At 45.6% G+C, this 14278-nt stretch carries 9 protein-coding genes and 2 pseudogenes; 5 read left to right on the top strand and 6 right to left on the bottom strand.

What is annotated here, in order from left to right; translation table 11 throughout:
* Nucleotides 1-1592 (bottom strand): protein adenylyltransferase SelO family protein (locus MD535_RS20280; RefSeq protein ID WP_265676847.1); only part of this gene is annotated, 1592 nt, incomplete at its 3' end.
* Nucleotides 1593-1760: 168 nt separating this feature from the next.
* Between MD535_RS20280 and MD535_RS20275 the strand changes: the two genes are divergently transcribed.
* On the top strand, nt 1761-2945 hold the full coding sequence (locus MD535_RS20275) for a multidrug effflux MFS transporter (protein WP_265676846.1): 1185 nt from the start codon (nt 1761-1763) through the stop codon (nt 2943-2945).
* 233 nt (nt 2946-3178) lie between these two features.
* On the opposite strand, the gene gcvP is transcribed toward MD535_RS20275, so the two are convergent.
* The 3 genes from gcvP to MD535_RS20260 all read right to left on the bottom strand — a co-directional run bounded on the left by gcvP (nt 3179) and on the right by MD535_RS20260 (nt 7852).
* A complete protein-coding gene (gene gcvP, locus MD535_RS20270; RefSeq protein WP_265676845.1) occupies nt 3179-6043 on the bottom strand; it encodes an aminomethyl-transferring glycine dehydrogenase in 2865 nt (954 codons plus the stop codon).
* 85 nt (nt 6044-6128) lie between these two features.
* Nucleotides 6129-6509 (bottom strand): glycine cleavage system protein GcvH, encoded by a 381-nt coding sequence (gene gcvH, locus MD535_RS20265; protein ID WP_265676844.1) that lies wholly within the window; start codon nt 6507-6509, stop codon nt 6129-6131.
* 35 nt (nt 6510-6544) lie between these two features.
* Nucleotides 6545-7852: a serine hydroxymethyltransferase gene (locus MD535_RS20260; protein WP_265676843.1), complete on the bottom strand. Its 1308-nt coding sequence runs from the start codon at nt 7850-7852 to the stop codon at nt 6545-6547.
* 430 nt (nt 7853-8282) lie between these two features.
* Here MD535_RS20260 and MD535_RS20255 point away from each other — a divergent pair, with 430 nt between their 5' ends.
* The 4 genes from MD535_RS20255 to MD535_RS20240 all read left to right on the top strand — a co-directional run bounded on the left by MD535_RS20255 (nt 8283) and on the right by MD535_RS20240 (nt 12405).
* Nucleotides 8283-8906, top strand: coding sequence for a helix-turn-helix domain-containing protein (locus MD535_RS20255; protein WP_265676842.1), 624 nt, complete (start codon nt 8283-8285; stop codon nt 8904-8906).
* 373 nt (nt 8907-9279) lie between these two features.
* Complete coding sequence (gene gcvT / locus MD535_RS20250) at nt 9280-10413, top strand: glycine cleavage system aminomethyltransferase GcvT (protein WP_265676841.1); 1134 nt, start codon at nt 9280-9282, stop codon at nt 10411-10413.
* 258 nt (nt 10414-10671) lie between these two features.
* Entirely contained in the window at nt 10672-11718 is a 1047-nt protein-coding gene (locus MD535_RS20245; protein ID WP_265676840.1) for a S1 family peptidase, read from the top strand.
* 78 nt (nt 11719-11796) lie between these two features.
* Complete coding sequence (locus MD535_RS20240) at nt 11797-12405, top strand: hypothetical protein (RefSeq protein ID WP_265676839.1); 609 nt, start codon at nt 11797-11799, stop codon at nt 12403-12405.
* Nucleotides 12406-12494: 89 nt separating this feature from the next.
* On the opposite strand, the pseudogene fruA reads toward MD535_RS20240, so the two are convergent.
* Together fruA and MD535_RS26340 are read right to left on the bottom strand one after the other, a co-directional pair.
* Nucleotides 12495-13976 (bottom strand): annotated as a pseudogene (gene fruA / locus MD535_RS20235) (PTS fructose transporter subunit IIBC); the annotation flags it as partial.
* Nucleotides 13952-14246, bottom strand: a pseudogene (locus tag MD535_RS26340) (PTS fructose transporter subunit IIB); the annotation flags it as partial. The pseudogenes MD535_RS26340 and fruA, both read right to left, overlap by 25 nt.
* Nucleotides 14247-14278: the final 32 nt, after the last annotated feature.

The following is a 14278-nucleotide window of genomic DNA, read 5'->3' as shown; positions in this document are numbered from 1 at the left end:
AACATCGCTTGAAGCTCATGAATCAACCCAAACTCTTGCTGTTCCGCTTGTTTGTAAGCGGGCACTACTAGCCACTCACGCCACGTATATTTCGGGTTAACTTGCTTCATTCGCTTTGATAAATCGTCGAGACTTAGCGAGGAGTCAATCTGGCTTCGCCAATGACTCAACCAATCCTTCCATTGTGTCATCAGTTCTTCTTCTGGCGTTGTATAGAAGCTCTGTTCCAACGTCGAAACATCATTTGGGATTCGCGACAGTTGGCGAAAGAAGATGGTGAAATCCACGTGGGTCTGCACCATTAACTGAAACAGCGCTCGTAGAAGGTCACTGTCGGGTTTCTCAAGGCCGAGTTTCGTCGCCCACATACCGCTTAACTTCTCATGCATTATGGTTGAAAAATCATCTTGTATTCGCCCGAGTTTCTCAATGGTATCAGCGTCTGAGTCAATAAGCGGCATCAAAGCGGAACAAAAGCTTTCGAAATTTTTCTCGGCAGCGAGCGGTTGGTTGAAAAAAGAAAAATGACGCCCGCCTCCTGTCCAAGGTTGAAAATAAAGTTCAAAACGCTCACAAAATCCAAAGGGGCCAAAATCGAGCGTGAATCCACCCACTGCGCAGTTGTCACTGTTAAAGTTACCTTGGCAGAAGCCAACACGCATCCATTGTGTGATTAACGAGGTGAGCCTATCTCTAAATGCCATCGCGAGTGCGAGTATTTTGTGCGAAGTTGATGCGTTTTGGTCTATCTGTTCTGAATATTCGCGCTCTATTGCATGATTAACTATCATCTCGAGTTCACGAATGGCATCAGGGTGAGTTTGACTGCGAGCTCGACGGGCAAATAACTCAAGCTGGCCAACTCGTATAAATGATGACGCGACACGAGTGGTGATTGCTACAGGGTTTGAAACCATGATATCTGGATTGTCCGAGTGTGAGCCATCCGTGTACCAAGGTCGGTTGACTCTTTCTGATTGCGATACAAATAAACTTAGGGAACGCGTTGATGGTACACCTAACGCGTGCATAAATTCTTGCGCAAGAAATTCTCTAACACTCGAGCGTAGCACCGCTCGACCATCGGCCCCGCGGCAATATGGTGTTGTGCCACCGCCTTTTAATTGCATTTCCCAACGTTGGTTGTTAAGAATGCCTTCAAAGACAGAAATAGCCCGCCCATCGCCATAACCGTCACCCGTTTTAAATGGGCATTGTTCGATGTACTCGGTTCCATAAATGGAGAGAGCATACCCTGTTGCCCAGCCGAACGTCTTCATTGGACTCGGAACATGACTTAACTCGCCTGAGAACAAGTGACGGAATGCATCAGTTTGCGCAAATGCATCATCTAGCCCCAGTTCCTGAAAAAGCGAGCGGCTGTGGCTGACATAAATAGAGTGCGCGATTGGCGTCGGTTTAACTGGAACATAGTGGCCAGTAAACACGGGCCTGATCTGGTAGTCTTCGCCTGTGCTAGTGGCATCAGGGTCGCGGTTAAGCGTATCCATCAATGAATAGTCAGCGGCTTTCGCTAAAGCCTCAATAGTGGATATTCGCTCATTTACCTTATTGCGTTCCGCTTGACTCATCCTTTTTAACCTCTCTATGTTCAAGTTTTAAACCTGTAAACTGATATCTTAAGGGAAAGTACTCAGTAAGTAGGACTTCTATTATAAAAACGAGCTAACCGTCAGTGGATTAGCCTAATCGATCATACAATATGTTTTACCGTTTCTGCCATTTACTACGGAATATCAATGACTCAAGGAATTCGCTACAAAGTTATTCTTCTCGCTTGCCTTATCATCAGTGTTGGTCAACTTAGCATGGGCTTGGTGTTTCCATCTCTACCGTGGATCGCGAAAGATTTTAATATCACACTTGATGAAGCTCAGTTACTGGTGGGCATCTACCTTTTAGGTTTTGGGCCTTCTCAGTTTTTGTATGGGCCGATATCGGATGCAATAGGTAGAAAGAAAGTACTATTAAGTGGGCTTGTGATTGCTCTTATTGGCTTAGTGCTCATCATCTTTATGCAACACTCGTTTGAAGGTATGGTGTTTGGACGATTTTTGCAAGGGCTGGGAACGGGTTGTTGCGCCGTACTTGCTAGGGCATCGACACGCGATCAGTTTAGCGGTGCACAACTACCATTGGCAATGTCATATATTGCAATGGCGGCATCAATTACCCCTGTCATCGCGCCCGTTTTAGGCGGTTTTATTAACTATCACTTTGGCTGGAGCATGGTGTTTGTTTCGCTGTTTAGCTACGTTGCGCTGGCATGGGTTGTCATCGCCGTTAAGTTTAAAGAAACCGTCGCAGAAAAATCCTCGATTCCTTCCCCTAGAATGATGATCACGCAATACCGTGAATTGCTTAGGTCTAGTTATTTTATGAGCTTTGCGAGTGTCGGGTGGCTGAATTTTAGTCTGATGATTACAACGGTCTCGGTAATGCCATTTATCATGCAAGATCAAATTGGAATGCATTCTGATGAGTACGCATTATGGGCGCTTATTCCCGCGCTGGGTATGATTTTGGGCACGACACTTTGCAATCGAGTTCGCCCCATTATTGGTAGTAGAAAAATGCTACTGTGGACTCCGGTGCTTCATGTTTTTGCCGCGTTTTGGCTATTTCTATGTCCACTTGAACCAGTCTACTTGATGTTAGGTCAGCTACTCATGATTCTGGGTAACGGTATTGCTATGCCTTGTGCTCAGGCCATGGTGATGTTGCCCTACAAGAAGCAAGCGGGTGCAGCAGCAGCGTTGTCTGGTGGTGGCCAAATGATCGTATCGTCAATTGTCAGTATGTCTTTGGTGCAACTGGGGTTAAGTAAACCGTGGCATTTATCGATAGTGATAGCGGTATTTGCCGTAATTACGTTGTGCAATATTATCCGTGGGTTTAACGTCGCTCAGCCGACTGAATGCTGAGTATGGGTAAGCTATTGAATAATTAGGGATGTTGTGATTCTTTGTCTCGAGTGGATAACGTAAAGGGGGGCAGTGATATACGACATCATCGTAGCAAAGAATATAGCACTTACAGAAAAGGCGAACCAAACGGTTCGCCTTTAGTTACTCAAAGTCAGTTTCCGATTTAATTATCGGTTTCCAACTCAGTTATCACAGTTTCCAACTTGGTTATCTGTGATCAACCGTAAACCCTAATCAATATAGTTATCGATGCTTGGGCAGCTACATACTAGGTTTCTATCGCCGTAGACGTTGTCAACTCGGTTAACGGTTGGCCAGTACTTAGACGCTTTCGCCTGTCTTGATGGGAAACAAGCGAGTTCACGTGAGTACGGACGTTCCCAAGTGTCAGAAGACAGATCCACTTGAGTATGCGGTGCATTAACGAGCGGGTTATTGTCTAGCGGCCAGACACCGTCTTTCACTTGTGTCATCTCTTTGCGAATGGCAATCATCGCTTCGCAGAAACGGTCTAGTTCTTCTAAATCTTCCGATTCAGTTGGCTCTACCATTAACGTGCCTGCTACTGGGAATGACATAGTTGGTGCGTGGAAACCATAGTCCATTAGACGCTTGGCAATGTCTTCTTCGCTAATGCCTGTTTCTTCTTTTAATGGACGAATGTCAATGATGCACTCGTGCGCAACACGGCCATTTGCTCCACGGTAAAGAACAGGATAGTGAGGAAGCAAGTTTTCCATCACATAGTTCGCGTTTAGAATCGCGACTTTAGTGGCTTCGGTTAGGCCTGGTTCACCCATCATCGCGATGTAAGCCCACGAGATTGGCAAAATAGACGCGCTGCCCAAGTCTGCTGCCGACACGGCGTAGTCTTCGCCTTGTACACCGTTCTCGATGTGACCTGGTAGGAAGGGTGCTAGGTGCGATTTAACACCAATAGGACCCATACCTGGACCACCGCCGCCATGAGGGATACAGAAGGTTTTGTGCAGGTTAAGGTGCGAAACATCAGAGCCAATAAAGCCCGGAGTCGTTAGGCCAACCTGTGCATTCATGTTAGCGCCATCTAGGTAAACTTGACCGCCGGCTTCATGAACCATTTCACACACTTCTTTTACTTGCTCTTCATACACACCGTGTGTTGAAGGGTAAGTGATCATAATACTGGAAAGGTTTTCGCGATGTTTTTCGATTTTCGCAGCAAGATCGACCATGTCGATGTTGCCTGCATCATCACATTTCACCACAACTACTTTCATGGAAACCATAGAAGCCGTTGCTGGGTTGGTACCGTGCGCAGAGCTTGGGATCAGACAAACGTTACGGTGACCTTCGCCGCGGCTTTGGTGGTAGCGTTGAATTGCAATAAGACCCGCGTATTCACCAGATGCACCTGAGTTTGGTTGCAATGAGAAGTCATCGTAGCCAGTAATTTCACAGAGCTTTTCTTTAAGATCTTGTGCCAAAGCCGTGTAGCCAGCCGCTTGCTCTAAAGGTGCGAACGGGTGGATGGAACCAAATTCCGGCCAAGTGACAGGGATCATTTCCGCCGCCGCGTTTAGCTTCATAGTACAGCTGCCCAGCGGGATCATACCGTGCGTCAGTGAGAAATCTTTATTTTCCAACTGCTTAAGGTAACGCATCATCTGAGTTTCACTGTGATGCGTGTTAAATACTGGGTGCGTTAAGTAGCGAGTGCTACGGCGGCAGTTTTCTGGAATGGCGGCAAATTCGTTGCCCGCAATTTCACTAGAAAGATCGTTAACGGATTCGTTTACGCCAAATACGTTAAACAAAGCGTTAATATCGTCAACCGTGGTGGTTTCATCACAACTGATACCCAGCTTGCCATCTAACTTACGTAAGTTAAGGTCAGCATTTTGTGCCGCAGTAAATAGCGCATCGGTTTGCTCACCAGTGTTGATGGTGATGGTATCGAAAAAGCTATTATTTGCTAATTCAAAGCCTGACTTAGTTAGGCCAGCCGCCAAAATTGCCGTCATGTGGTGAGTACGACGAGCGATGGTTTTTAGACCTTCCTCACCGTGATAAACCGCATAGAAAGACGCCATGTTGGCGAGCAGAGCTTGCGCAGTACAGATGTTTGACGTGGCTTTTTCGCGACGGATATGCTGTTCACGCGTTTGCATTGCCATACGAAGTGCTTGGTTGCCGTTGCTGTCAATAGAGACACCAATGACACGACCTGGCATGGTACGCTTATGTTTTTCTTTGGTTGCCATGAATGCAGCATGAGGGCCGCCGTAACCCATAGGCACACCAAAACGCTGTGCAGAGCCAATGACAACATCCGCGCCCATTTCGCCAGCAGGCTTGAGTAGCGCTGACGCGAGTAGGTCCGTCGCCACCGTCACTAAAGTCTTATTGGCTTGCGCTGCAGCAATAATATCGGTTAGGTCGTGTACTTGGCCTGTTGTACCTGGGTATTGAACCAAAGCGCCAAATACGTCTTGCTCCGCTAGAGAATCTAGTGAACCAATGACGACATCAAAACCAATGAACTCTGCTCGCGTTTTGACGACTTCAATGGTTTGTGGGTGCACATCATCGGCGACAAAGAAGGTTTTGCTTTTGCTTTTTCCAGCACGCTTACAAAGCGTCATCGCTTCCGCTGCGGCTGTTGCTTCATCCAGTAGAGAAGCGTTCGCAATTTCCATACCCGTCAGGTCCATGACCATTTGTTGGTAGTTCAGCAGCGCTTCTAGGCGGCCTTGAGAAATCTCAGGCTGATAAGGCGTGTACGCCGTGTACCAACCGGGGTTTTCTAATACATTTCGCAGAATAACGTTAGGAGTAAAGGTGTTGTAGTAACCTTGACCGATAAATGAACGTTTGATTTGGTTCAGATTCGCGAACTTTTTCATTTCAACCAGCATGTCGGACTCGCTCATAGGTGCGGCCAGAGTCATGGATTGTTCTAGGCGGATCTGTGCTGGAACGGTTTCTGTGATGAGGGCATCAAGATTTTGGACGTTGATGGCATCCAGCATTTTTTGTTGGTCTGATTTATTCGGACCGTTATGGCGAGCAACAAACTCGTTTTGTGTGCTTAGCGTGTTAAGTAATTCAGTCATGGTTCCTTTACCTTCTCAAAGATCCTCTGCGAGACCCTTAAAAAACAAGCTGCCCAAAATTGGGCAGCTTTGATTCGTGCTTGGCTTACTCGTCTTCGATAGACGCAAGATAGTCTTCAGCGCTCTTAAGATTGTCCAGTTCAGATGCATCAGACATCTTCACTTTAACAATCCAACCGCCTTCATAAGATTCTTCGTTAATAAGCTCAGGGCTGTCTTCAAGCTCTTCGTTGATTTCTACAATTTCACCAGTGATTGGCGCGTAGATATCAGATGCTGCTTTCACAGACTCGACAAGAGAAAAGCTCTCACCGGCTTCAATTTCGTCTTCGACTTCTGGTAAGTCAACAAATACCACATCGCCCAGCATTTCTTGGGCGTGCTCTGAAATTCCGATAGTCACGGTGCCGTCACCGTTATCACGAACCCACTCATGGCTGTCAGAAAACTTCAAAGTGTTATCCATTGCTATATCTCCAAATATTTAAGGATGTTTATTCTTTATTGGTACAGTGGGAAGCGAGCGCACAAGGCTTTCACTTCTTTTTTAATGCGTTGCTCAACGTCTGGGTTGCCCTCGGGGGATTCAACCAAGCCATCCAGAACGTCACCAATCCACTCTCCGATGAGTTTAAATTCTTCAGTGCCGAAACCACGTGTGGTTCCAGCTGGTGTTCCTAAACGAATACCAGAAGTAATCATAGGCTTTTCGGTATCGAATGGGATGCCATTTTTATTACAGGTAATGCCAGCACGCTCAAGCGCTTCTTCTGCTTTGTTGCCTTTAAGGCCTTTTGGTCTTAGGTCAACCAGCATCAGGTGAGTGTCGGTGCCGCCCGTTACGATGTCGCAACCGCGAGTTTGCAATACTTCAGCAAGAACTTTTGCGTTCGCGATCACTGAATCAATATAAGTACTAAATTGTGGCCCTAATGCTTCACCAAACGCGACCGCTTTTGCCGCGATAACGTGCATGAGAGGGCCACCTTGTAAACCCGGAAATACCGCAGAGTTTATTTTTTTGATGATGTCTTCGTGGTTAGTAAGAATCATGCCACCGCGTGGGCCACGTAATGTTTTATGAGTCGTTGTTGTAACAACATGGGCGTGTGGCAGCGGGCTAGGGTGTGCACCTGTCGCGATGAGACCTGCGATATGTGCCATATCGACCATTAAGATGGCGTCGACTTCATCGGCAATCGCGCGGAATTTAGCAAAATCAATGGTGCGTGGGATAGCAGAACCGCCCGCGATGATCATTTTTGGTTTGTGCTCGATGGCCAGTTCGCGAACGGCGTCATAATCGATTTCAAGCGTGGTTTTGTCTACACCATATTGAACGGCATTGAACCACTTACCAGACAAAGCTGGGCGAGCTCCGTGGGTTAGGTGACCACCAGCATCTAGTGACATGCCCATAATGGTATCGCCAGGTTGCAGCAGCGCCAGTTTCACCGCGCCATTAGCTTGTGCGCCAGAGTGAGGTTGAACGTTTGCGTATTCACACTTAAAAAGAGATTTAGCGCGTTCGATAGCAATAGCTTCAACGGTGTCGACATGTTCACAGCCACCATAGTATCGGCGATTTGGATACCCTTCGGCGTATTTGTTTGTTAGACAAGTCCCTTGGGCTTGCATGACCGCTTTGGAAACAATGTTCTCAGAAGCAATAAGCTCAATTTGTTCATTTTGGCGAGTAAATTCGGCTTGAATGCCAGTGAAAACGGCGTCGTCAGTCGCTGAAAGATTGGTTGAGAAAAAGTTTTCTAAGCTGTGGCTTTGGTAGCTTTTTAGGAACTGAGCAGTCATGGCAGTTTACCTTCCGTTGTTTGTTCAATATGACGTTTATTCAATATGACGATCATTCAAACTATCTGTTATGTAGAGCCCGTAATGCGGTGCTCTTTTACGATTGAATAACGCTTGTCTTTGTACTGAGTGAACAAAATAACTTGTTCAAAAAGGCAGCGTGAATAGGTCCCAATGACTAGGACTAAATCATTCAGTTAAGGTGGAATTGAGCCACTTCACTGATTGCGTCAATGCATCTCTTCATCTAACAAGTCGGTAACATACCTCGCGTGGCGTGAACAATCAATCAAAAATTTCCTATAGGAAACACAGTTTCCAGTTTTGTTAACCAGAGCACGCTTTATTTTTGTACATGACCTTTAATGAATAAGTCGCTTCATGCAACAATGTGGACAGGACAAAGGAAGCGACTATTTAGAGGGATAATATGTCTGAAGACATCTATGATGAGTACCCATCTTTGACGCTAGCGAAAGACGCAGCGGATGAACATATTGAACCCCTTAAACTGGGTGAACGATTAAAAGATATTCGAGCAAAAATGGGGTTGACGTTGGAAGAGGCCAGTCAACGAACAGGCTTGGCACGCTCTACATTGAGCAAGATAGAAAATGAACAGATCTCTCCAACGTTTCAGGCTATGCAGAAGTTAGCGACAGGCCTTCAAATAGATATGCCGCAACTCTTTGAACCACCAAAGAAAAAAGTAGCCACTGGGCGCCGAGACCTGACTAAGCAAGGCGAGGGGAAACCTCACCCAACGCCAACTTATGAACATGAGTTGCTTGCGACGCAGCTTTCTAATAAAAAAATGATGCCGTTTAAAAGCACAGTCCGAGCGCGTGCTTTTGAAGAATATAGTGATTGGGTTCGTCATGATGGAGAAGAGTTTTTACTCATCCTTTCAGGCACCGTACGCTTCTTTTCTGAATTCTATGAGCCGGTAGAAATGAACGCGGGTGACAGTGTGTATTATGACGCTAATATGGGGCATATGCTGATTTCTGTCAGCGACGATGATGCGCATATTTTGTGGGTGACGGCGAAATAGTCAGCAAACAGGCAGGTTTCTTATAATAGAGGCAAACGTTTGCTTTTGTGGCTAAATGCACATAAATCCCATCAAATAGGGCAAAAAACACGTGAAACAGGCGGCTTTGTTCGCTTTTTGTTTTGTGATTGATTTGTTAAATGTCACATTTCTGTCTGTTCGAATGTTGTTAATGATGAAAAATTGGCGCATTCTTGTTTATTATAGGAAACAAGGTTTCTGGCAGGTGTATTTTTAATCATTGAGTTTATTAATGATACATGGCGAGAAACGCTCTAAAGCAAATTAATGGGCTCTAGCGACGAAAGCGTTAGAGCTAATAAAGATGACGTGAAAGTTAAACAACGGCTGATTACAGCTCACGGAGAATAAAATGGCACAAGAACAAGTGACTCAAGATCTACTGACGACACCTTTACACGCACTTCATGTTGAAGTTGGCGCTAAAATGGTTCCATTCGCTGGTTACGATATGCCAGTACAGTATCCTTTGGGTGTAAAAAAAGAGCATTTACATTGTCGTGATGCTGCTGGCCTTTTTGATGTGTCGCATATGGGTCAATTGCGTTTACACGGTGAGAATGCCGCGAAGATTCTTGAGTCATTAGTTCCTGTTGATATCATTGATTTGCCTGTCGGTAAGCAGCGTTATGCTTTCTTTACTAACGAGCAAGGCGGCATTATGGACGACCTGATGGTGGCGAATCTTGGCGATCATCTGTTTGTTGTTGTGAATGCAGCATGTAAAGAGCAAGACATTACTCATATCGAAGCACACCTTACGGATGGCGTTGAGATGGAAGTGATTCAAGACCGTGCATTATTGGCGATTCAAGGACCCAAAGCGGCGCAAGTTTTAGCGCGTTTGGCACCGGAAGTTGCCGATATGCTATTTATGGATGTAAGAACCGTTAATTTGCTGGGCGCAGACTGCATTGTGTCGCGCAGTGGTTATACCGGTGAAGATGGTTACGAAATTTCTGTTCCGGCGGAGCAAGCAGAGGCACTAGCTCGCAAGCTTACTGCTGAAGAAGAAGTGGAATGGATTGGCCTTGGTGCTCGTGATTCACTGAGACTTGAGTGCGGCTTGTGTTTATATGGCCATGATCTTGATACGACAACGACGCCAGTAGAAGCAAGCTTACTGTGGGGTATCCAAAAAGTACGTCGCGCCGATGGTGAGCGCGCTGGTGGCTTCCCAGGTGCGGATATCATTCTAGATCAAATAGAAACGAAAGCGGTTAGCCGTAAGCGTGTTGGTTTGGTTGGGCAAACTAAAGCGCCCGTTCGTGAAGGCGCAGTATTATTTGATGCAGATGACAATGAAATTGGTGTTGTCACCAGTGGTACTGCGGGGCCGACCGCAGGTAAGCCGGTTTCTATGGGTTATGTGAAAACCGAGTTTATGCCTGTGGGTACAGAAGTATTCGCAGAAGTACGTGGCAAAAAGCTAGCAATGACCGTTGAGAAAATGCCGTTTGTGCCTCAGCGCTATTATCGTGGTTAGTCAGTATCCTGAATAGAAAGTACCGTGGATAACAAGTGCCGCTGACAGTCAGTGGTTATTTTGAAGACGCCGCATTATGCGGTGTTTTTTTATACCTTGTGAGAGGGGCTATCACCACCTATATCTAAGTGATTTACACCGCTAGCTTTGCTAGGTATTAGTTTCTTTATCCTTACATCACTTTTCTTTCTATACTGTTAAAGAACGCCTTATGGATATTTAGTTTTTGATGAAAGCCACCTATATTAAGGACTTTGTATGGTAGCGATGTTGAAGAAGCAAGCTCGCAGAATCGTTCTGAAAATACTGTTACTTTCTGGTGTCTTGGGAGTGTTACCTATTCACGCCGACGGAATTGACATTTCGCCTATGATTGTTAATGGCGAAAACGCGAATGCCGAAGACTACCCATCATATGTCGGCCTTTTTATCGATTCTTATGAGTATAATGGTCAATACTCTAGCGGAGCATATTGCGGGGGTACATTACTTGACTCCGACTATGTCCTCACTGCCGCTCACTGCATTGAAGGCGACCTTGCTGCTGGTTTGTTTACCACTGTGATACCGATGTTGGAAAATGAGAGTAACTTCCTCAACACTGATAGGCGGCGAGTGGTTGAAGTGTATATTCACCCAAACTTCTCAAACAATATTACAAAATTGTTGCCTAATGATGTTGCGGTTCTTAAGTTGGAGACATCAACTTCTTCGGGCGAGGGTTCCAAACTTGCTTCGACAGAGTCTTATCGTTTATCAAATAACACGTATACCGCCGTGGGACATGGCAATATTAGTTCCGGCGTTGGAGGCACATCAATCTTACAACGCGTGAATTTAACTTTGGTGGATAACATTAGTTGTAAAAACAACTTTAATAATGGTAGCAACTTAACAGATAAGCAGGTGTGTTTTACTGGGCCGTTGATAGATAAATTAAAAGCTGGAACATGCCAAGGGGACTCAGGTGGACCAATATATTGGAACGATGCGGGTGTGCAAACTCAAGTAGGGATTACCAGTTTTGGTCCATCTATATGTGGAGATAAATACTCGGCGGTGACTGCAGTGTATACTGAAGTCAGTGACTACATATCTTGGATTAACAGGGTGAGAGATGGGTCTGAATTAGAGTCTCGTAGGTATGTGTCTGATGACTTATCGAGGAGAAACTATATAGAGAAGTATGGCAAGGTGGTTTATACCGGTGGAACATTTGCTTCTGGTGGAGGTTCTGGTGGCGGTACGACTAGTTTACTTTGCATTGTGTTATTAGTTGGCGGAATTTTGATAAGAAAACAGTAAGTTGATTTGTAATAAAGTTATTGTTATTTCTGGTCGATATATTACTCTGATGTATCAAATGCTAGGAAGAACAGAATAATGATAAAAAAAATAGCAACTATAGCTATTTCGGCTTTGGCTTTGGTTGGATGTGACGAGTCTACAGATGACAGTGCTAATCAAGAGGGACAATGTATTGCTGAAAGGCATACCCCTTCGCCAAATCTGCCAAATAACAATAAAGAATGGTATGACATATATGTGTCGTCGGCAGAACTTCCGGACAATAGTACAGTGATACCGTCACAATACTGTTTAACTCAGTCGGGTTACACGGGTGGTGCAGTAACTTTTGAAGTTTCCAAGTCAGATGTTCTATCGCTTCGATATGATAGTGGAACAAGTAGCAGCGGTGATTATCATAAGTTGTTATCGAGTGATCCAAATAATGAGCAAGATGATTTTGTCTATGATGTGAAATACAGTGGTACTGATGCACCTAATGTGGATTCATTCCAGTTAGAGACGGAGCTAGTCGGCGGGTATACTTACATTGTTTTTGAAACCAATGGAGGCGTTCAAGTAAAAGTATTAGAGACGCAAGTACTTGAAGAAGTAACGGCACAGTATCCATTCCTAACAGAGCAAATAGCAGTATTAAATGCTAAGCAGATTTATGACTTAAAAGCTGACTATCTAGACTTTTAGTCGTAGGGATACTTAGTGTAAAAAAGGCGCTGCAAATGCAGCGCCTTTTGTATTGAGAGGGTAACTTAGTCGGAGCGTATTTAATTTAACTAAGCACTTGCCACTTGCGCGGCTTCTGCACGACGCTTCAAGAACGCGTAGGTAAAGCCTGTTACCGCCGTACCAGCGGCGATAGCAACTAAATACATCAGTACAGGAGAAATTGCACCAGGAATAAGCAGTACGAACAGACCACCGTGTGGTGCCATCAGTTTTGCGCCTACTAGCATAGATAGTGCACCCGTTAGCGCACCACCAGCCATACAGGATGGGATAACACGCATTGGATCTTTCGCTGCAAATGGAATGGCGCCTTCAGAAATAAAGCACATGCCCAATACGAAAGAGGCTTTGCCTGCTTCACGTTCGCCTGCTTCAAATTTATCCTTAGCAAGGAAAGTGGCAAGGCCCATACCCAGCGCCGGAACCATACCAGCGGCCATGATAGCGGCCATAGGAGCATAAGTTTGAGAAGCCAGTAGACCAACACCAAAGGTATACGCTGCTTTGTTGACTGGGCCACCAAGGTCGAAACACATCATACAACCCAAAATAACACCTAGCAGAACCGCATTCGCAGACCCCATGTTATTTAGGAAATCCGTCATTGCCGACATAATGCCAGCCACTGGACCACCCACGATGTAAACCATCACAAGACCAGTAAATAAGCTGGCAATAAACGGAATGATCAAGATCGGCTTGAGCGCTTCCATTGATTGTGGCAACTGGACTTTATCGGCAATAAGCTTGGCTGAATAACCCGCTAGGAAACCGGCCACAATACCACCTAAGAAGCCAGCACCAGTCGAGCTTGCTAGCATGCCGCCAATCAGACCGGGTGCAAGACCTGGACGGTCAGCAATGGAAAAGGCAATGAAACCAGCAAGAACAGGAATCATTAGTGCAAACGCGCTGCCACCACCTATGGTCATAAGCGCGGCAGGTAGAGACCCTTCTTCTTTAAAGGCTTCAATACCAAATACGAACGAAAGGGCGATAATCAAACCACCAGCAACCACAACAGGAAGCATGTGAGATACACCGGTCATTAGGTGCTTATAAACGCCTTTTTTCTCTTCGGTTGCGGGTGCTTGATTATTTCCACCTGTGTGAGCATAAGGAGAGGCTTCAGAAAATGCCTTGTTGATCTCTTGTTCGGTTTTTTTCAATGCAAGACCTGTGCTGGTCTTGTACATGTTTTTACCGTTAAAACGATCCAGAGGCACTTCAATGTCGGCTGCGATGATAACAAGATCAGCATCGGCGATATCTTGATCCGTCAGCTGATTTTTTGCGCCTACTGATCCGCGTGTTTCCACTTTAATTTGATGACCAAGGCGTTTTGCTTCGTTTTCCAGTGCTTCTGCTGCCATGAACGTATGCGCGACACCAGTCGGGCAAGCTGTGATAGCGACAATTTTTTTCGTGGTAGCCAGACTGTCGGTATTCACAGACTCGGTAGACGAAATGGTGAGTACGGCTTCTTGGCTTAATGGTTGAGCATCACTGATCGCTTTACTTAAAAACGCTTTAGGGTCACTCGTGCACTCAGAAATACTGGCTTGATAAACCCGTTTACCAATTAGACGCTGCGTATCAACGGGCGCGTTTGCTGCAATGATAATAGCGTCAGACTCTGCGATTTGTGCCTCAGTTAATACTTGTGTCTCAACAACACTAGAGTGGCATTCAACGCGGGCATCGTGGCCGAGTGCTTTGGCGGCCTGATCAAGTAATCCGGCGGCAATAATGCTGTTTGCTACCCCGCTAGGGCAGGCGGTAATAATTGAAATTTTCATAGGTTCGACCTTTATGTCCATTTTGTCGTGTT

This window comes from Vibrio qingdaonensis, from assembly GCF_026191675.1.
Taxonomy (GTDB): Bacteria; Pseudomonadota; Gammaproteobacteria; order Enterobacterales; family Vibrionaceae; genus Vibrio; species Vibrio qingdaonensis.
This window is presented reverse-complemented; position numbering and strand designations above follow the sequence as displayed.

What these genes read in the sequence shown, in the direction of transcription:
- MD535_RS20275 (WP_265676846.1), top strand. Translation starts at nt 1,761, where the DNA reads ATGACTCAAGGAATTCGCTACAAAGTTATTCTTCTCGCTTGCCTTATC.
- gcvP (WP_265676845.1), bottom strand. Translation starts at nt 6,043, where the DNA reads ATGACTGAATTACTTAACACGCTAAGCACACAAAACGAGTTTGTTGCT.
- gcvH (WP_265676844.1), bottom strand. Translation starts at nt 6,509, where the DNA reads ATGGATAACACTTTGAAGTTTTCTGACAGCCATGAGTGGGTTCGTGAT.
- MD535_RS20260 (WP_265676843.1), bottom strand. Translation starts at nt 7,852, where the DNA reads ATGACTGCTCAGTTCCTAAAAAGCTACCAAAGCCACAGCTTAGAAAAC.
- MD535_RS20255 (WP_265676842.1), top strand. Translation starts at nt 8,283, where the DNA reads ATGTCTGAAGACATCTATGATGAGTACCCATCTTTGACGCTAGCGAAA.
- gcvT (WP_265676841.1), top strand. Translation starts at nt 9,280, where the DNA reads ATGGCACAAGAACAAGTGACTCAAGATCTACTGACGACACCTTTACAC.
- MD535_RS20245 (WP_265676840.1), top strand. Translation starts at nt 10,672, where the DNA reads ATGGTAGCGATGTTGAAGAAGCAAGCTCGCAGAATCGTTCTGAAAATA.
- MD535_RS20240 (WP_265676839.1), top strand. Translation starts at nt 11,797, where the DNA reads ATGATAAAAAAAATAGCAACTATAGCTATTTCGGCTTTGGCTTTGGTT.